The organism is Bradyrhizobium sp. AS23.2 (assembly GCF_001908185.1).
Classification (GTDB): domain Bacteria; phylum Pseudomonadota; class Alphaproteobacteria; order Rhizobiales; family Xanthobacteraceae; genus Bradyrhizobium.
In genome coordinates this window covers 1-19317 of record NZ_LGHM01000062.1, presented here as the reverse complement: position 1 = coordinate 19317, position 19317 = coordinate 1, and the positions used below count along the sequence as shown (strand labels likewise).

At 61.8% G+C, this 19317-nt stretch carries 19 protein-coding genes; 3 read left to right on the top strand and 16 right to left on the bottom strand.

Features of this window, described 5'->3' with window-relative positions; all coding sequences use genetic code 11:
* Positions 1-31: 31 nt before the first annotated feature.
* The 10 genes from AC630_RS15015 to AC630_RS14970 all read right to left on the bottom strand — a co-directional run bounded on the left by AC630_RS15015 (position 32) and on the right by AC630_RS14970 (position 8732).
* Positions 32-442: a Zn-ribbon domain-containing OB-fold protein gene (locus tag AC630_RS15015; protein WP_074119290.1), complete on the bottom strand. Its 411-nt coding sequence runs from the start codon at positions 440-442 to the stop codon at positions 32-34.
* A gap of 37 nt (positions 443-479) precedes the next feature.
* Positions 480-968, bottom strand: coding sequence for a MaoC family dehydratase (locus tag AC630_RS15010; protein ID WP_074119289.1), 489 nt, complete (start codon positions 966-968; stop codon positions 480-482).
* 1 nt (position 969) lies between these two features.
* Entirely contained in the window at positions 970-1752 is a 783-nt protein-coding gene (locus AC630_RS15005) for an enoyl-CoA hydratase/isomerase family protein (RefSeq protein WP_074119288.1), read from the bottom strand.
* Between the two features lie 27 nt (positions 1753-1779).
* On the bottom strand, positions 1780-2940 hold the full coding sequence (locus AC630_RS15000) for a CaiB/BaiF CoA transferase family protein (protein WP_074119291.1): 1161 nt from the start codon (positions 2938-2940) through the stop codon (positions 1780-1782).
* A 78-nt stretch (positions 2941-3018) separates the two neighbouring features.
* Entirely contained in the window at positions 3019-4269 is a 1251-nt protein-coding gene (locus AC630_RS14995) for an ABC transporter substrate-binding protein (RefSeq protein ID WP_143198054.1), read from the bottom strand.
* 3 nt (positions 4270-4272) lie between these two features.
* A complete protein-coding gene (locus tag AC630_RS14990) occupies positions 4273-5283 on the bottom strand; it encodes a branched-chain amino acid ABC transporter permease (protein WP_074119286.1) in 1011 nt (336 codons plus the stop codon).
* 1 nt (position 5284) lies between these two features.
* Entirely contained in the window at positions 5285-6145 is an 861-nt protein-coding gene (locus AC630_RS14985; RefSeq protein ID WP_074119285.1) for a branched-chain amino acid ABC transporter permease, read from the bottom strand.
* A gap of 2 nt (positions 6146-6147) precedes the next feature.
* A complete protein-coding gene (locus AC630_RS14980; protein ID WP_074119284.1) occupies positions 6148-6852 on the bottom strand; it encodes an ABC transporter ATP-binding protein in 705 nt (234 codons plus the stop codon).
* Complete coding sequence (locus AC630_RS14975) at positions 6845-7606, bottom strand: ABC transporter ATP-binding protein (protein ID WP_074119283.1); 762 nt, start codon at positions 7604-7606, stop codon at positions 6845-6847. The genes AC630_RS14980 and AC630_RS14975 overlap by 8 nt, the downstream gene beginning before the upstream one ends.
* Positions 7607-7610: 4 nt before the next feature.
* Positions 7611-8732, bottom strand: coding sequence for a CaiB/BaiF CoA transferase family protein (locus tag AC630_RS14970; protein ID WP_083636267.1), 1122 nt, complete (start codon positions 8730-8732; stop codon positions 7611-7613).
* Between the two features lie 164 nt (positions 8733-8896).
* Between AC630_RS14970 and AC630_RS14965 the strand changes: the two genes are divergently transcribed.
* Entirely contained in the window at positions 8897-9643 is a 747-nt protein-coding gene (locus AC630_RS14965; protein WP_074119281.1) for an IclR family transcriptional regulator, read from the top strand.
* Positions 9644-10156: 513 nt separating this feature from the next.
* On the opposite strand, the gene AC630_RS14960 is transcribed toward AC630_RS14965, so the two are convergent.
* The 4 genes from AC630_RS14960 to AC630_RS14945 all read right to left on the bottom strand — a co-directional run bounded on the left by AC630_RS14960 (position 10157) and on the right by AC630_RS14945 (position 15690).
* Positions 10157-11026, bottom strand: a complete 870-nt coding sequence (locus AC630_RS14960; protein ID WP_074119280.1) for an alpha/beta fold hydrolase — start codon at positions 11024-11026, stop codon at positions 10157-10159.
* A 127-nt stretch (positions 11027-11153) separates the two neighbouring features.
* Positions 11154-12425, bottom strand: a complete 1272-nt coding sequence (locus AC630_RS14955; RefSeq protein ID WP_074119279.1) for a thiolase family protein — start codon at positions 12423-12425, stop codon at positions 11154-11156.
* Positions 12426-12454: 29 nt separating this feature from the next.
* The gene (locus AC630_RS14950; protein WP_074119278.1) at positions 12455-13678 is read right to left on the bottom strand and encodes a cytochrome P450; all 1224 of its coding nucleotides are present in this window, start codon (positions 13676-13678) and stop codon (positions 12455-12457) included.
* Positions 13679-13767: 89 nt separating this feature from the next.
* Positions 13768-15690, bottom strand: coding sequence for a class I adenylate-forming enzyme family protein (locus AC630_RS14945; protein ID WP_074119277.1), 1923 nt, complete (start codon positions 15688-15690; stop codon positions 13768-13770).
* 295 nt (positions 15691-15985) lie between these two features.
* On the opposite strand from AC630_RS14945, the gene AC630_RS14940 reads away from it, so the two are divergent.
* A complete protein-coding gene (locus tag AC630_RS14940; protein ID WP_245330393.1) occupies positions 15986-16504 on the top strand; it encodes a TetR/AcrR family transcriptional regulator in 519 nt (172 codons plus the stop codon).
* 411 nt (positions 16505-16915) lie between these two features.
* Here AC630_RS14940 and AC630_RS14935 read toward each other — a convergent pair whose 3' ends face one another.
* Together AC630_RS14935 and AC630_RS14930 are read right to left on the bottom strand one after the other, a co-directional pair.
* Positions 16916-17716 (bottom strand): ABC transporter permease, encoded by an 801-nt coding sequence (locus AC630_RS14935; protein WP_074119275.1) that lies wholly within the window; start codon positions 17714-17716, stop codon positions 16916-16918.
* Positions 17713-18306, bottom strand: coding sequence for an ABC transporter ATP-binding protein (locus tag AC630_RS14930; RefSeq protein ID WP_074119274.1), 594 nt, complete (start codon positions 18304-18306; stop codon positions 17713-17715). The genes AC630_RS14935 and AC630_RS14930 overlap by 4 nt, the downstream gene beginning before the upstream one ends.
* 265 nt (positions 18307-18571) lie before the next feature.
* On the opposite strand from AC630_RS14930, the gene AC630_RS14925 reads away from it, so the two are divergent.
* Positions 18572-19317: DUF3182 family protein (locus AC630_RS14925; protein WP_167561212.1), on the top strand; the 746-nt coding region annotated here is incomplete at its 3' end.

Sequence of the window (19317 nt, the reverse complement as noted above, 5' to 3'; positions counted from 1 at the left end):
CGACGACGGCAACCTGGTTTCTGCGCATGGCTTACCCCTTCGCCGGACGGAACACGGGGAGGGTGATCTTGTCGTCGAGCTCCTGGAAGGCGACCTCGAGCTTCATGTCGAGCTCGAGCGCTTCCGGGGTCTGCGGGCAGTCGATGATGTTGCTCATCATCCGCGGCCCCTCGGCCAGCTCGACCACCGCGATGGCGTAAGGCGGCGTGAAGCCGGGCGCGGCGGGACGGTGGTTGATCACGTAGCTGTAGAGGAAGCCCTTGCCACTCGCCTTGAAGGTGCTGACCTTGCGCGAGGCGCAGGACGGGCAGAACGGACGCGGCGGGAAGTAGACATGCGCGCAGGCGTCGCAGCGCTGCAGGCGCAGTTCGCCCGCCTTGGTGCCGTCCCAGAAATGCTGGGTCTCCGGCGTAGGTTTCGGTTTCGCGCGTGCACTTGCCATGTCCAAGACTCCGTTTTGACGAACTCGATGTGTCGTCTCATATCCGCAGAAGGTAGGTGTGTGATCCCTCGAGCACGCGCTCGCCGCGCTGATTGTCAAGCGTGGCCGCCATCGTGACTATTCCTGTCGAACGTTGCGGCTTGAGACCGGTGATCTCGAGCATCGGATAGATCGTGTCGTCGGGAAAAACCCCACGCAGAAACCTGGCGCTGACTTCGGTGAACGCGATCAGGTGGGGACCGGCTACGTGCGGGAACAATCCGGCGCCGGCAGCGGTCAAACTCAGGACGTGCAGCCCGTGCGCCAGCAGATCTTGATGCCCTAGCGCCTTGCAGTATTCACGATCGTAATGGATCGGGTGATTGTCGCCCGTTAGTGCTTGAAATGCCGAAAAATGTGCATGGGTGATCGTGCGTGCCGGCAGCGGATATTTCTCTCCCAATTGCAGTTCTGAAAAGCGCCGGATCGGCAGCAGCGGCCTGCTCGTTGGATCCAGTGCTCCGCCCGGGTTCAATGCATTTTCCATGTCACACCTCCTGCCAGTTTGGCTTCCTGCCATCCTTGAAGGCGCGCAGTCCTTCCCGCGCATCGTCAGTTCCGGCAATGGTACAAAAGCTATCGACCACGTTCTCGATCGACCTTCGGTAATCGAGATCGTTGGCGCGCATGAAGGCGGCGCGACCCAGCCGCATCACGGTCGGCGACTTGGCGGCAAAGGATCGTGCCAGGGTGCGCGCGCTCGACATCACGGCGTCACCCGGCACGACCTGGCTGACGATTCCAAGCGATTGCGCCTCGGACGCCGGGAAAGATCGTCCGGAAAACAACAGCTCGAAGGCGCGGTGACGGCCGACGATACGCGGCAGATGCACGAAGTGAATGCCCGGGATCAGGCCAAGTTCGATCTCCGGGTATCCGAAGGTCGCTTGCTCGCTCGCGATCACGACGTCGCACGACACGGCCACGGTCATACCGCCGCCGCGGGCCGCCCCGTTGACCGCTGCGATCGAAGGTTTTCCGAGCTTGTACTGCGCGTCGTAAAGATCGATGTAGAGCCGCTTCAGTACGTTATAGATATGGTCTGAAGGCTGGTCGAGGATCAGGTTCAAATCCAGCCCGGCGCAGAACCGCCGTGCGATGCCGGATGCGAAGATCACCGCCCGCACATTCGCATCAGCCGCCGCCAGATTCACCGCATTGACGATCTCGCCGATCATCTCCAGACTGAGGGCGTTGACCGGCGGCCGCTGAAAGGAGATTTCCGCGATCGAATCGACGACCTCGTATTTGAGATGAACGAAATCCGCCATACCTGACTCCCCTGCCCAAGCTTGAATTTATGCCGCGCGCCGGCCGGCCGCCCCGATCACGCCGGACGTAATCAGAGGCCAAACGTTGCCTGGCTCGTATCCCCAGGTGGTCAGCACGTCCGACAGATTGGCATCGGTCGGCAGCGGAGAACGCGACGGCTCCGCGACGGTTCTGCTGAAACGCGGCGCAGGGCCAGGCTGGCTGACGCCGTCGACGTTCACGAAGGTATTGCGCGCCATGTTGTGCGGGTGGCTTGCCGCCTCGGCCATGGTCAGCACCGGCGAAACGCAGGCATCGCTGCCCTCAAACACCGCAACCCACTCCGCCTGGGTCTTGCTCTTGATCCGATCCGTCAACGCCTTGCGAAGTTCCGGCCACGTGGCCTTGTCCTGCCCGTCGGGAACCTGTCCGAGCAAACCGAGCCGCTCGAAGAATTCGCGTCGAAACTTCATCTCGATCGGCGCGGCCGCGATGTAGCGGCCGTCGGCGCATTGATAGACATCGTAATAGGGCGCGCCGGAATCCAGCACATTGGTGCCGCGTTCCGCACGCAGAAGCCCCGCCGCATGAAGACCGTAGAACGACGTCATCAGCGAGGCCGCTCCATCCACCATCGCGGCATCGACCACCTGCCCTCGCCCGGTCGCCCGCGCCGAGGTCAATGCCGCCAGCAGACCGAAAGCGAGATAGAGCGCGCCGCCGCCGAAATCGCCGACCAGATTGAGCGGCGGCGTCGGCGGCGCGCCGGCACGTCCGATCGAATCCAGCGCGCCGGTGATGGCGATGTAATTGAGGTCATGCCCCGCGGTGCGGGCCAGCGGCCCATCCTGCCCCCACCCCGTCATGCGTCCGTAAACCAGTGCCGGATTGCGCGCCATGCATATGTCTGGCCCTAGCCCGATACGCTCCATGACGCCGGGACGGAATCCCTCGATCAGAATTTCGGCGCGGGTGAGAAGATCGAGCGCGAATTCGACGCCTTCGCTGCGCTTGAGATCGACCGACATCGACGGACGCCCGCGCAGCAATAGATTATAGCGCAGCGGCTTTTCGACACCGAGGTCGACCGCTTCCGGACGGTCGAGGCGCAACACCGTGGCGCCGAGATCGGCCAGCAGCATCGCGCACATCGGTGACGGACCGATGCCGCCAAATTCGATGACCTTCAGACCTTCAAGCGGACCCACGCTCTTTCCTCTCTGTTCGGTGGCTTCAGGGGCACGCAGGCGACGCCGCCGGACGACGTCGCCTGCGTGCATCGTCGACTATTTCTTGGCGCTGGGCGGTGCCGTGGCGTATTGCGCGGGATAGACGATATCCTGCGACTTGTCGGCCTTCCATTGGATCATCACGCCAGTGGAATCGTTCGGCATGTGGTCCGGACCGAACGACAAGCCTCCGACGCGGTCGAGATAAAGATCGGCATCGCCGCTCGGTATTTTGACCTGCTCGAACGCCGCCTTGATCTTGTCGCGGTCCGTGGAGCCTGCGAGCTCCAGCACGCGCTGGATCAGGCGCGCTGCCTGCGCGCCCTGAATGGCGCTTTGCCCGATGTCGTGCCCCTGCTTGGCGGTGGCCCGGAGTTCCTCGGTCAGCTTCTGAACGGATGGAGTCCTGGAGGCCGTGCTCGAAAATGCAAAGCCGAACAGATTGCGCGTCAACGCGGCCTGGCCGATCTTGTCCCCGAGGTCCTTCCACAACACTGGATCGGTATATCCGGCGGTTCCGCCGATCAGCACCGTGTCGAAAAAGCCGAGGCTGTAGCGTGCGCGGAACAGGCCGGTGCCGTTGCGGGGCGATACCTGCCCGAGCGCCACATCGGCGTTCAGCGATTTCAGCCGCAGCATGGCTGCCGTCTGGTCGTCGCTCTGAAGTTCAAGCGGCACCTCGCCGACGATATTGAATCCGGCTTCGGTCAGCCGGCGTTGCAGCGCCTTGTTGACCTGCTGTCCCGCTTCATAATTCGAGTAGACCAGCGCGACATTCTTGAGATTGAACTTGTGGCTCTTGTTCAACTCCTGAACGAACTCGACCATGGTCTTGGCGTAACCCCGATCGTAGGGCAGTCCCATCGAAAACATGTAGTCGCCGCGGGCGCCGGCGGCCGAGTGCGACAGCACGGGCGTCTTGAATTCGTCCGCGATCGGCGACACCGCCAGCATTTCCGGCGTCAGCAGCACTCCGACCACGAGCGATACGTTTTCCTGGGTGATGAGACGCCGGGCCTCAGTAGCGGCACGGCCAGCCTGGCTGGCGCTATCGGCCAGAACCAGCTCGATCTTGGCTCCGCCCATGCTCTTGATGCCGCCGTCCTTGTTGACCTTGTCGATCACGTATTGGAAGGCCGGACGCCCTTGCTGTCCAAAATCCGAGAACACCCCGGTCATCGAATCCAGCACGCCGATGCGCACCGTCTTTGCGTCTTCCGCCTTGCCGGCTACCGGCAGCAGCATGAGAGCAATGGCGGCCAACGCCGGCAGCAACCGCACGCACCGCAGATGTCCAAGAACTGTCACGCCTCACGCTCCCTTTTGCATCGATATTGTTGCAACGTCTTTGCCGCCTCGCTGGCGGAAGATTTTGACCAGTAACGGCACCAGGCCGCGCGGGCTGGCGAGAATGACCGCGACAATCAGAAAGCCGTAGATGATGTGGCTCAGGCCGGGTAGTTGCCCGCCAAGCCAGCCGCGCAGCAACTCGCTGAACGGAACCAGCACGATCGCTGCGACGGCCGGCCCGAGCGGCGTAGTCAGGCCGCCAATGGTTGCGATCAGGATGATCTCGATGCTCAAGGTCGGCGACGCCAGAAATGACGGGTCCACGAAGTTGCTGAACCGGGCATAGAGCGTTCCGGCCACCGAGGTCATCGCGGCGCTGATCGCCATCGCGATCGCCTTGTTGCGGAACGGGTAGACGCCAACGGCCTGGGCCGCCGCTTCGTTGTCGCGCAACGTCCGCAGATAGAACCCGAGCCGTGAATGCAGGATGGCGTAGTTGATCAGCAGATAGACCGTCGCCAGCGCCAGTGCCGCCCAGAAATAGCCGCGGGCGCCGCCGAATTCGAAGTTCAGTAGCCGACCCTGGTCGCGCGGCAGCGACAGGCCGGACGCGCCGCCGACAAAATCCCAGCCGGCGACGATCAGCATGCCGACTTCGCCGAAGGCCAGCGTGACCAGCGCGAATGACAGGTGGCCGAGGCTGAATTTGCTGTCGAGATAGGCGAAGAAAACCCCGATCAGCGCCGACAACGCGGCGCACAGCACCAGCCCGACCCACATGTTGATACCGAGCCGCAGGAACAATGCCGATGCCAGCAGCGCCCCCAACGCCACGAACACGTTGTGCGCGATCGATAATTGTCCGGCAAAACCGCCGACGATAGCCCATGCCAGCGCCAGCGCGATGTAGAGCATGGTTTGTGTCGCAATGCCGAGATGGTAGGGAGACGCCCATTGTCCCAGCACCGCAAACAGGACAATCACGCCCCACAGGAACGGCGATCGGATGATCCCAAAGAACTCCGGTCTCATGTCACGTCCTCTTCAGGATGCCTTCGGGGCGGAACAACACCAGCGCGATGAACAGCGCATAGGGCACGATCATTCCGAGAGTTCCCGACACATACAGGGTGGCCAGCGATTCCGAGGCGCCGATCAGCAGTGCGCCGATGAATATCCCGACAAAATTGGTCATGCCGCCCAGCACCACCGTGATCAGCGCGATCACCGTCCAGCGCAGTCCGTGCGCGGGCGCCATCGACGTGCCGGGGATGATCAGAACGGCGGCGATGGCGAGCACGCCGATGCCCAGCGCGAACGTCAGCGTCCTCACCAGCGGCACGTTGATCCCGATCAGGGCGGCGGCGCGCGGCTGCTGCTGCACCGCCCGTACCCGACGCCCGGCATCGGTAAAATTCAGCGTCGCGTAGAACGCGGCCGACAACAACAGAGCCGCAAAGAACGCGATCAGTTGCGGTGTGCGGATGATGACGTTGCCGACCAGCAGCAGATCGGTTTCGACGACGGAAGGCACCCTGATCGGCTCGCCGCCGAAAGTCAGCAGCAAGGTGTTCTGGGCAATGAAGGAAAGACCGAGTGTGAGCTGGACTGCCATCAACAAATGGCTGGCGCCGAGCCGCTTCAGCAAGAACACGTAGAGCCCGGCGCCAGCAAGGCACATGACCGGAAAAGTAATCAGCACGGACAGATACGGATCGAGGTTGAGCGAGAGGAACACCGCGTAAGCCAGGTACATCCCAATCAGCAGGAAATCGCCATGCGCGAAATTGAGCATCCCGCTGACGCTGAAGATGACGGCCATGCCGAGCGCAATCAACGCGTAGGTACCCCCGACCAGAATACCCTGTGACAGCGCCTGTAAAAACAGATCCATGGCTAAAGTCCCAAATATGCGCGACGGGTGATGGGGTGATCGCGCAGTTCCGGTCCCGAGCCTTCCACCGCGATGACGCCGCGCTCGAGCACGACGCCGGAGGTGCTGTAGGCGAGCGTGAGATTGAGATTCTGTTCGACGCACAGGATCGTCAGGCCGTCTTCGTGTAGCTTCTTCAAGGCGGCGAAGATGATCTGGGAGAACAGCGGCGACAGGCCCAAGGACGGTTCGTCGAGCATGAGAACCTTCGGCTGCCCCATCAGACCGCGGCCGATGGCCAGCATCTGCTGCTCGCCGCCCGACATGGTGCCCGCCATCTGCGTGTGCCGCTCGGACAGACGCGGAAACAGCGCGAACACGCGCTCCATCTCGTCCGACCGCTTGGCGATCGCTCGTTTGGTGCCGCCGCCAAGCTTCAAATTGTCGAGCACCGACATCTGCGGAAAGATCAGCCGGCCCTCGGGCACCTGGATCAGGCCCATATCGGTGATCTTGTGCGGGGCGAGGCCTGTCAGTTCACGCCCTTCGAACCGGATGTGACCGGACGTGGGGCGGACGACGCCACTGAGGCAATTGATGATGGTGCTCTTTCCGGCGTTGTTGGCGCCCAGCAAGCCGAGGAACGCCCCCTGATGCAGCGTGAAATCGACGCCGTGCAGCACCGACACCGCCCCGTAGCCCGCATGCAGTCCGCTGATCTCAAGCATGGAGATCCTCGCCGAAATACGCGTCACGAACGAAGCGATCCTCGATGATCTCGGCCGGCGAACCGTCGGCGATTTTCTGGCCGAAGTTCATCACCACGATCCGGTCGGCAATGCTCATCACGATTGGCATCACGTGCTCGACCAGCACGAACGTCATGCCCTCGCTCCGAAGCCTGCGAACGACCTTGAGAACCGCCTCCGCCTCCGACATGGTCAGCCCGGCCATGACTTCGTCGAGCAGAATGAGCTTCGGCTCGGTTGCGAGACATTTCGCGACCTCCAGCAGCTTGCGATCCTGCAGCGACAGTTCGGGCGTGACGTTGGCTCCTTTCTCCGACAGTCCGACCAACGCCAGTGTTTCATCCGCCTTCCTCAACGCGGCACCCATCGAATGGCGCATCAGTGCTGCAGCGGTCACCGCCTCATGAACGGTCAAGTCGGCGAAGACCTGCACGATCTGGAAGCTGCGCGCGAGGCCGAGATGAGCCATCCGCGCCGGCGCGAAATTCGTGACGTCCTTTGCTTGAAACGACACACTGCCTTCGTCGAGCGGCTGGAAACCGGAAATCAGCGAAAATAGCGTAGTCTTTCCGGCGCCATTCGGCCCGATCAACGCGACGATTTCCGCCGGCCGCACCTCGAACGAAACCCGATCGACGGCCGTGAGGCCACCGAAGCGCTTGGTGGCGCCATGAACCCGAAGGATCGGCTCGATCAGGCCACCTGACGGCCTGCCATTGATGTCGGGCGACATTGGTCTATTCCGCAAACTCGCTACGGACCGCGGCGGTATGCTGGCCGAGCGCCGGCACCGCGCCGAGATCCCGCGTCTCCCGCCGGAACGTCGCCGGGGGCGCGACGATGTCGACCGGACCTGCAGGCGTATCGACCGACGCGCGACGCAGTTGGGAATGACGGGACAATGCAGCGACGTCGTTGACCCTGGCATAGGCCAGATCGGCGCACGACAAGCGCTGGATCGCTTCTTCGAGCGTCAGCGTGGACATCACCGCATCGATGATGATGTTCAGCTCTTCCTTGTTGCGGGTTCGATCCTGATTGGTGGCAAACCGAGGATCTTCCACCACCGCGGTGTTTTCGAGCACGAACTCGCAAAAGCGCTGCCATTCGCGGTGGTTCTGCACGCTGACGAGAACGGAGCCGTTACGTGTGTGATAGGCACCATAGGGCACGATGAGCGGGTGCCCCAACCCGGTACGCGGCCAGTCCCGGCCGGCATGTTCATAGGTCAGCAGAGGAACCGTCATCCAGTCCGCCATACTTTCGAACAGCGAGACATGTATCGACGCACCCTCCCCGGTCTGTCCGCGGCGAACCAGCGCCTCGAGGATGGCGGCGTGCGCGTACATGCCGGTCGCCACGTCGCAGGCCGAGACACCGACCCGGCCGGGCTCGCTCGGACTCCCCGTGACATAGGCAATGCCACTTTCGGCCTGTACCATCAGGTCATAGGCCCGCATGTCCTTCATCGGGCCGGTCTCGCCGTAGCCCGTGATGTCGCAGGTAATCAGCTCCGGTCGCGCAGCCCGCAGTTTCTCGGAACCAAATCCGCCGCGCTCTGCAGCCCCCGGCCCGAGGTTCTGGATCACCACATCGGCCCGGCTGATCAGGCTCTGCAGCAGCGCGGCGTCCTCAGCCTTGCGAAAATCGAGGACCACCGATTCCTTGCCGCGATTGACCCAGACGTAATAGGTGCTCTCACCGCGAATCGCGCCGTCATAGCCGCGCGTGAAGTCGCCTTCGGGTCGTTCGATCTTGATGACGCGCGCGCCGGCATCGGCGAGACGGCACGATGCGAATGGCGCTGCGACAGCCTGTTCGATCGCAACCACGAGAACGCCCGTCAACGGCTTGGCCAAACCGACCTCCCTTTTCATGCACCCGCGGCATCCCAACATGGCTGCGGCAGCGATCGCAGTCGCGCGGACTGCACTTGAAAGGCCGGTTAGCATGGGTCTATTGCGTCATTCAATATATTATTTTATCATTCAATATGTTGAATGATAAACCATTGGAATTTTGAATGCATATCGTTGAAAGCGTCCGATCTGCCGTCGCAATCCTGCGATTTCTGGCCTCGCAACCCAAATCCTACGGCGTCAATGCGATCGCCCGCGAGCTCGGCATAAGCCCGAGCACCTGCTTCAACATCGTGAAAACGCTTGCATTGGAGGGACTTCTCGAATTCGACGAGCGCGACAAGAGCTATTCTCCCGGCCCTGCACTAGCGACGCTGTCTCCGAAGACAACGAATGACGAAAAGCTGTTCAGGCTGGTCGAGCCGGTTCTGTCGAGCATCGCGATGCGATTTTCCTGCACCGCGACACTTTGGCGCGTCACTCAAGATCGACTAATTCTAATCGATTCCGTGCAGGGCGCCGCGATGTTGAACGTTCAGATGCGCGCCGGGTTGCGATTGCCCGCCCTGATAGGCGCCATGGGACGCTGCGTTGCAGGCGATTCCAATCTTCCACGGCGGGAGATCGAAAGTGCTTTCCGCAAGATCAATTGGCAGAACCCGCCTCCGTTTCGTGCGTTCCTTCGCGACGCAGAAGCGGCCAAGGAGAATGGATGGGCCATCGACATCGACAACTACATGCGAGGTCTAACGACCGTTGCGGCACCAATCAGGGATATGAGCGGCCGCATCCAATTTTTTATTGCGAACATAGTTCTCAGCGGTGCTCGCAATATAGAAGATCTTGATAAGCTCTGCTCGTCGACTGCCGCCGCGAGCATCACGTGCAGCAAGCGATTGTATTCTCTTTAGCGATGGGGCTGGGCTCGCGCGCCTAAAGCTCGCACCAACGATCTCAGCCAGGTTTTGGTGCATCTCATTGATGCATCTGTGAGTCTGGCCTGAAGCAAATCGATCTTGCCTCGGCCATACATCTGCCGTCTCATGAGCTTGAGGCGCGGCTTGCGTTGCGTCGAGCTCCTCCTCGGTCACCTGGTCAGCGAGGCCACGATGGCACCGTCGCCTGAATCGTACGCTGGCCTGCCCTATTAGGTGATCTAGCAGGCCGTTCAGGAAGTCGGCCACGGACGAGCGGTGAAGTTGGCCTCATCACCGTTCTGGAGGCAGGGCGGCCTCGTAGAGCGTGCGGTCAAAGGCCGCCCTATCTTTATAACTTCTATGGGGAGGGAGGGCCTTGATATTCGATATGAACGAAGGCTGTTCCTTTCGGCTATTTGAAGGTGTTGGGTTTCGGATTCGACTCGGTGGCCCTCGGACGAGGGTACGGCGACCTTCGCGTGGTCACAACGTCACATCGAATCGTGTTCAGGACGCCACGCGGTGCTCCAGGAAGCCCAGGATAGCATCGGCAAACGCGTCATTCTTGTCGCCGGCGACCATATGACTGGCACCACTGACGTCAATAATCTGTGCCTGCGGCGCGAGCTTGCGGAAGGCTTCTGCGCTCTCGACGGAGACAATGTCTGACGAACCACCGCGTACGAGCAGCGTCGGCACCGTCAGGCCACGAGCGATCTTTTCGAGATGATCGTGGAGCGTGTCCCCAGCCGCATTGACGCTGCGAGGACCGTCCCAGAAGCGTGGGTCCCAGTGCCAATACCAACGCCCATCAGAGTGCTGATTCAAATTCTTCCGCAGGCCATCGGTGGAGCGCGGCTTGGTTCGGTGCGGCAAATATGCCGCCACCATTTCGGCAGCCTCATCTATGCTGACGAACCCTTCGGTTGCGCGTGCACGCATGAAATCCCTGACCTGAGCCACCCCCTTCGGCTCCACCCGCGGCGCTATATCGACGAGGACCAGCGCCGAGAAACAGACGTCCTGTCCAAGCGCGTATAGCGAGGCCAGCCCACCGAGCGAGGCTCCGATCGCTGCCGGTCTCGCGCCGAAAAGCTGCTCGATTTGGCGACCAAGCGATGCAGCATCTCGTCCGTAGTCTGCGAGCGCATAGGCCCCGCTATCGATCCAAGCGCTACTCCCGTGGCCGCGCTGGTCGACAGCAATAGCAGTGAAGCCGCGGTCCGCGAGCCGCTTCGCTGTCGCGCGCCAAGCGTGCCGGGTTTGGCCGCCGCCATGCAGCAGGAGCGCCGTACGGGCGCCGCGACCATAGATGTCACCTTCGATATTGTTCCCTTCAACGCCCGTGAAGTGGACGCGGCGCGGTTCGATCGACATTCTACCTCACAAGCTGGGTTGGGATCACGAGCCTTCCGGCGTCGCGCAGCGGTCAGCATTCTGATCAACGGCTCGATCAAGCTCATCCAGTCATCGATGGATGCGCACATCGACTGTGTCCTGCTGATCAATCCGACTCCAGCTTCTCCAGAATCGTAATTGCACACGCAGCTTCGTCAAACCCCATGACGCCGCCGCCGTTTTCGGCAAGCGCAATTCGCGCCCTTTCCGCCTGCCGTTCACCGGCCTCTCCGCGCAGTTGCAGGACAAGCTCATGAATCATCGACAAGCCGGTCGCCCCGATGGGATGTCCCTTGGAGACAAGCCCACCGGACAGGTTGATCGGGCGCTCCCCGCCAAGCGCGGTTGCGCCGGACTCGACATAGGCGCCTCCCTGCCCTTCCTCGCAAAACCGCAGCATCTCGGCCTGATAGATCTCGCAGAATGACGTCGCGTCGTGCACTTCCGCGATATCGATGTCTGACGGTGAGAGCCCCGACATCTTGTAGGCGCGGTCGGCGGCGATACGTGATAGTCCGGGCTCGTCGAGCGAGCGGTATTTGCCACCGGACATGGTGCTGGCGCGAACCTTGACCGCGCGGTCTCGCACGCGGGCCGGCAACGCGGCGAGGTAATCCCTCGAACAGACGAGCGCGGCCGCAGCTCCATCACCGATTGGCGCGCACATGCTGCGCGTCAGCGGATAGCTGACTTCACGATCGCCCAGCACCTCATCGACCGTCAGCCTGAAACGGTACTGCGCAAGAGGATTGAGGCTGCCATGCATGTGGTTCTTCGCGGCGCCTGCCGCGATGTGCCGCTGCGTCGTGCCGTAACGCTGCATGTGATACGTCGCCTGCATGGCGTAGGTATCCATAAAGATGGTGCCGCGCTGGCCGCCGGGCATGAACTGCTTTCCGCATTTCCTGCCGGCATCGCCGTAGTAGGCAAGCCACTCGTCCGGATCCAGGCGATCGATCCCGCCGTCGAAAATCTCCTGGATGCGCGCTGGATCGTCGGGAATGAATGTCTTCTCGACCCCGATGGCGAGCGACAGCTGCGAATCGCCCGACGCGATATCCTTCCACGCTCCGTGAAACGCCTGGGACGCGGTGGCGCAGCCGCCCTCAACATTCATCATCGGTACGCGCTCGGGAAAAAGCTTCTCCCGAACCAGCGGCGAGAAACAGATCTGTCCGCGGATGTTACGTTGCCCGAACGAGCCCATTCCACAATTGCCGAACCACGCCATCGCGATGTCGCGGCCGTCCTCGATCCCGGCATCGAGCAGAACGCCAAGGTAGGCCTCGCGCGCAAGCTCCTTGAACCCGGTCTCCGGCTTCTTTCCGAAGGCCGTACAGGACGTTCCAATCACATAGACCTCGGGGATCCCTTCCATCCGCTTCAACTCCCTTCACCTGAACCGGATCAACGCAAGCGGATTGGCAGCGACTGCATTCCGCGCAGAATGAGCGAGTCCTTCCATTCCGGCGCGCTGGCGGTCACCGGCGCGATCCCGGGAAAGCGCTCGATCAACGAACGCAGCGCGATCTGTCCCTCGAGCCGCGCGAGCTGGGCACCAAGGCAGAAATGAATGCCGTGCCCGAAGGTCAGATGCGCATTGGGCGATCGGCCGACGTCAAAGCAATCCGCATCCGGAAACTGCTCGGAATCGCGGTTGGCCGCATTGATGAAGGCGAACAACCGCTGCCCCTGCTGCAACCGCCTGCCGCCGAAATCGACGTCGGCCGTGACCACGCGTGCGAGGGCGCCGCTCGGGCCGTCATACCGCAGCCACTCCTCGACCGCCGGCTCGATCAGCGAGGGATCATCCTTGACGCGCTCCCACTGTTCCCGTGATTTCATCGTATAGTAGAGGCCGTTGCCCAGCAGGTTGGTCGTGGTTTCGTGTCCGGCAAACAACAGCAGGATGCAGGTTGCTATCACCTCATCGTCGCTTAGCGCCTCCTGCTCTTCTCGCGCCAACACCATCTGGCTGATGATGTCATCCCGCGGATCGGCGGCGCGTTCCGCAACGACGCCGCGGAAATAGTCCGCCATGGCTTTCGCCCCGGCTTCGGCGCGCAGATACTTGCCCGCCGTCGCTCGCGACGTCCCGATGAACAGCGCGATATCGTCCGACCAGTGCTTGACCTGCAGCAGATCCTCGCGGGGAACGCCGAGCAGATCCATCATCACGGTTGCCGGCAACGGATAGGCGAAGTCGGCGATCCAATCGACGGCTCCTCCCGAGGCCGACTTGCGCTCCATCTCATCGAACAGCAACCCGACGATCTGCTCCACATTCGGCTCCAGCGCCTTCACCGAGCGCGACGTGAAAGCCTTGGTGAAGAGGCGACGCAGGCGAGTGTGCTCGGGAGGATCGCGAAAAACCATCCAGTTCCCGAGATAGGTCATCAGGCTGGCATAGCTGCTCCGGCTTTCCGCTGGCACCGCCGCGAAGAATGGCGCCAGTCGATCCGCGGACATGTCGGAATTGGCCACCGCCACGCGCTTGACGTCCTCGTAACGCGTGACGACCCACGCTTTCATGGCCGACGACCAATGGACCGGATCGCTCTCCCGCAGTTGCGCGAACAGAGGAAATGGGTCGGCGTTGATCTTTGGATCAGCGAAGTCAAGGTTCAGCATCGTTCAACAATCTCCTCATCCGGCGCGCTTGCACGGAGCGCGACGGATATGATCGGCGGATCTACCTCCACGAGGTCCCGGCTCGGCACTCACTTACGGAATCTGGCCTCTTTCGGCGTGGTCAGCCCGGCGACACCTTGCTCGTCGATGACGCAGGCAATGCGCCGGCCCCTGTCCGTATTTGCCTCGAGTTCCGATAACGCCTCGCGCGGCGTGACCGGGCTGTCGCCGACCTTCAGATGCGGCATATCGATCAGCGTGGGCGGCATGCTGGCGTTGAATGCCGCCAACCGTGCGAGCGCGGTGTTGTCGCTCTCGCCCCAGAAGTCGACCAGCGACGTCTTGAGGGTCTTGCCCGCGGGATTTGTCGGCAGCGTGCTCGCGAAGACGACATATTCAGGCGTCTCGTACCTCGCGAGATGCTTGGCGCAGTGGTCGCGCATCTCGTCCGGCGTCGCACTATGACCCGGCTTGAGTACCACCACCGCCTTGAGGCGCTCGGAGAAGACGTGATCGGGTACGCCCACCACGGCCGCGCGCAGCACCTTGGGGTGCAGGTAAAGCTTGTTCTCGACCTCGATGCAGTAGACGTTCTGGCCACCGCGGACGACCATGTCCTTCTTGCGGTCGAGCAGCCAGAGATAGCCCTCCTCGTCTATCTTGGCCCAGTCGCCTGAGAGCACGAAACCGTCTCGCCGGAACACCTCGGCGGTCTTGCCCGGCTCCTCCCAGTATCCGGCGTTCGTCTGCTGACCGCGGTATGCGACTTCGCCGATCACATTGGGCTCACGCACCTCGTTGCCGTCATCGTCGAAGATCGCGATGTCGGTGTTCGGCGTTGCGAGGCCGCAGCTCGTGATCTTGCGTATTGCATCTTCCGTCGGCAGCGCGAAACCGAGCGCGGTGCTCTCCGAGACCGAGCCGGCATTCACCATCGAGATCGGCGCAAACTCCAGATTGAGCTGGTTGATGAACGTCTCTGACGACGCGTGACCGCCAAAGATGATCTTCTTGAGCGTCGAGCAGTCGTGATTGCGGAATTCCGGATGATTCATCATCATCCACAGCATGATCGGCGCCGCCACGGCCCATGTGGCCCGCTCGGCCTCGATCAGCTTGATCGCATCGAGCGGCGCAAATGCCGCCATGATCACGCACTTGCCGCCGCTGAGCAGGGCGGGCAGAAAGTCGGCGTAGACGGCCGTGTTGTGATACAGCGGCGGCATGCAAAGATTGACGTCGTCCTCGCAAAGGCCCTTTGCTGCCACCACCACGTTCTGCGCGCAGCCGATCGCATTGATGTGCATGGCCATCGTGCCCTTGGGCACTCCGGTTGTGCCGGACGTAAAGGAAATAGCGCAAAGGTCCCACTCATCGACCGGCTCACGCGCGACCGGATCGATACCGGGCTGGGTGAGTTGTGCGAAGGGAAGCGTTCCGGCCGGGGCTTCCTGACTTGTCAGGAAGACCACCTCCACACTCCCGAGACCGGCGCGCAGCGATCCAAGCTTTCCGTTCCAGACATCTGGCGATACCAAAAGCCCCTTGGCTCTGACCTTGTTGATCTGGGCGGCCAATCCTTCTGCCGGGAGCCCGAGATTGACCGGCACTGCGACGCCGCCAAGTTGAATGATGGCGAGATAGCTCATGACGTATTCCGGGCATCCCGCCGTCAGCAGACACAGCCTGTCACGCTTCTTGAAACCGAACTCGCGCCGCAACCGCGCAGCCGCGCGATCGACCTGCGCTCCGACCTCGCGCCAGGTCATCCTCTGGCCGCCGGGATAGAAGACGTAAGCTTCGCGGTCAGGCCAGCGTGCAACATTGGCAGCCAGGCACTCCGAAATGCTTTGCGGCCGGTCGCGATATGCCCAGATCTCCGTGCCTTCCCACGCAATGCCACGCCCGAGCGGAGCCCTGATTCTGGTGACGCGTTCGGCAAGCTTCGAATCGATGTCTCGCCACGACTTGCAGACGCCTTGCGCCGGCCCTTTGACTTCCCAGGCCCCCATTTCTCCTCCCTTTCATTCTGTCAGCCGTCGACCGCGCGGCGGACGCTACCCGGGCACCTTCGCAGGAGTCAACTACCAAACAACCGTTTGTTTGGCGAAGCTGACGCACGCCGTTCTCGACGGCGCGGACTTGGTCAGATAAGAGGAAAACCCAGCCGGATCTCCCGAACTAGGCCAAATGACCGCGAAAAGTCGACGCGCCAACGCCGCCCCTCAAACTCGCCGTCCAAAGGCAGCCTCGCGGCCGCGAGCTGCTGAAGCGAAGCGGGAGTTCCCGGACGAGCGTCGACAAGTCTTGATCAGCGAGCCTGCGCGGCTGTTCGGCAGCAAGGGTTACGAGAACACGTCGATGCGCGACATCGCAGCGGCCGTGGGCATCCTGCCCGGCTCGCTCTATCATCATTTTCCGTCCAAGGGGGACTTGTTCATTGCGGTCTACTCTTTTGCGGTGTCGCAATCGATGGATGCGGTGAAGGCGGCCGTGGCGAGCCGTGTCGAACCGTGGGGCCGCCTGGAGGCGGCCTGTATCGCGCATATGCAGGGCCTATTGGACAAGAATCGCTTCGCGGCCGTGCTGGTCTCGCATCTCTCCGTCGACAGTCTTCCCGAACAGGTCGTAATACTCCGCGACAGGTACGAAGCCGTGTTCAAGGAGCTGATCGCCGAATTACAGCTTCCAGCGGGGATTGATCAACGTATCTTCAGGCTCGGGCTGCTTGGATCGATGAATTGGGCAATCACCTGGTACCGCCCCGGCGGCGAGACGCCAGCGAGCATCGCACGAAAGCTCTTGAACGCCGTCCGTCGCGGATAGGCCGCGCCGTCGCACCGGCTTCGGCACCGGGCCATGACACCATCTGCGGTCGCGTGCCAAAGTTCGGCTTTTTGCCGATCACCGCTTCCCGCCCGGCGGGATTGATGTGCGGCCGGCACGGTGTTCTCCCCGGTTGCTGAGGCGAAGACATTCTATCACTGACACGAAAGCAATGCATCGCGCTGGATGAGTCGGAATCGTTTCTTCACGCGCCGTTTTTAACGAACCGCCGCTGGTCAAGCAGATGAGGGAAAATCTTGCTGACCGCAAAGAACCGCGCCGATGCCGGCGAGCTCATTGTCTTGCGGACGTATTGATTTCTCGCCGGCTTCTTGACCGAGATGACGAACCTTGGTCGAGAAGTCACCGAACGTTGATCAGCGCCTGCCTCGCTGCTCGTGATTTCAGCGACTATTTTTCGCTCGCGATCCGGTCCAGGCGCAATCGATGCCGATGATCGGTGAGCAGACGTCCACCACCGAGGACTGCCGCAAGCGTTCCCAGGCCCGTACCGCCCGCGATCAGGAACATGATCAGCAATTGATATTTCACGGCATCGACTGGCTCGACGCCCGCGAGAATCTGTCCGGTCATCATCCCGGGCAGAGAAACGAGACCAATCGCCGCCATGCCGTTGATGGTCGGCATAAAGCCGCTTCGCAGCGCGTCGCGGATCACGGGGAGAAGTGCCTGATAGCGCGTGCCTCCCAGCGCAAGGCAGGATTCGACGGCGGCTCGTTCGCGCATCACGCCATTGACGAGCACGTCCAAGCCCAGGCTTACCCCAGTCATGGTGTTGCCGAGGATCATTCCCAACAGCGGCAGAGCGTAGCGCGGATGATACCAGGGTTCGGGACGCAGCTGCGTGAGAAGCGAAAACATCGTGACTGTACCGGCAGCGAGCAAAGTGCAGCCTGCACCCAGACCGTACGTCCAAAGTCCCAGCAACCGTCTCTTTTGACGAACGACGATCTCGCGCGATGCGAACAAGACCATGATGAAGGCTGCGAGCGCGGTCCAGAACGGCGACACGGCAGCGAACAGAAAGGTCAGCACATATCCAACGAGCACAAGCTGAACGACCATTCGCACGCTCGCGACAGCAAGTTGCCATTCGAGCCTCAGATGCAGCAGAAGTGAGAGTGCGCCGTTCATGACAACGAGAAGCGCAGGCAGGATCAGGTCGTTGTACCCTAGCTGGATATAACTCAAAACCGGTGCTCCTCGATCCGTCCGCTGGACATCATGAACAAGCGTGATCCGACGCGCCGGGCCTGGGCGCTATTGTGAGTGCTCCACAGGACGCTTGTGCCGGTCGATACACGTTCGGCGACAATGGCTTCGACGGAAGCGGTCGATGCCGGATCGAGGGCCGACGTGGGCTCATCCAGCAAGAGCACGCGCGAGCGCAACAGAAGCGCACGCACAAGCCCGAGCCGCTGCTTCTCGCCGGTGGAAAGTCTGCGGATTGGCCAGGTCCCGCAACCGGACGGTAGGCCCAGTTTTTCAACCAGGTTTAGCGCCTCATCCCAGGCGATAAAGTGCTCCTGCACTGTGTCCGCCCACCAGCCGGGCTCGGCGGCGACATAAGTCACCTTCTTTCGCCAAGTGGGGGCCGGCATGGATTCCCTCAGCGTGCCGTCCAGCTTGATGGAGCCTTCATTCGGATCAAGATCGGCAATGGCGCGCAGCAAGAGGCTCTTGCCGACGCCGGACGGCCCCTGCAACGCAATACACTCGCCGTCAGCGAGCTCGAACGAAACCGAGACATGCAGGCGCTTGAGGGCGTCGACGGTAAGCATCGTTAAATGACCTTAGGGCGCCTTGCGATCGCCTGCTTTCTTGCCTAGGTTATTGGGACGGGGATTTCCAGTCTCCCCGTCAGACGGGTTCCGTCCAAGCACTGACCATTGCTCACTCGTTGAGATGGTTGCGCGCATGGACCGACCCAAGCTCCCTTCCCACCACAGATTTGGCCCTGCAGAGGCGTCAGCGCTTCGCCGCATCCGACGCGAAGACCACGCCATCGAGGCAGTCGCGATCCATTTCCCGGGTCTGGGCGGCCCGATGTACACCCACGAGAAGGTCACGCTGTCCGTGGTCGCGAAGAGCATCGCGCGCCTGGTCGGGCACCGTTTTGCGGGTGAATTCGATCCAAAGGCACATGTCGCGGCTGATCTTTTCTTCGTTCCCAGCGACACGCTAATGCTGGATGAGGCCCAGGTCCTTGGAATTCATTCTTCACAGCAGCTCTATGGTGCGGTTGTGCCATACCCCTTCGTCAAGACCAAAGCGATCACGCACGGCCTGGTGGGCGCACATGCGCCACATCCCCGTGGCTGGTCATCTGCATTCGCGGATAGCATCCAAAGTGCGGTTCTTCCGGGCTACACGGCGTTTTGCGTTGGGGACGCGAGACGGGCCGCCGTACGTCTCCTGCCCCTCGGGGCAGTTCGCCTGAAGGAGCCCCTGGGCGATGGCGGTCACGGGCAAATCACTGTCGAAAGCATGGGCGAGTTGGAAGCGTATCTAGCGAATTTCCCTGCTGAGAAGCTCACCTCTCATGGCCTCGTGCTGGAGACCCACCTGCATCGCATCATAACCCGAAGCGTGGGCTCGACGACAATCGGAAATCGGTCGATCGCCTATCATGGCACACAGCGGACGGTTACGAACAATCACGGGCTCCCGGTCTACGGGGGCTCGCATCTCATCTGTGTTCGGGGCGGCTGGTCAGCACTCGAGGGTCTTCCCATGGAAGCCGAAGCGAGGCTCGCCGTAAACCAGGCTCGCAGATATGACTGCAACGCTGC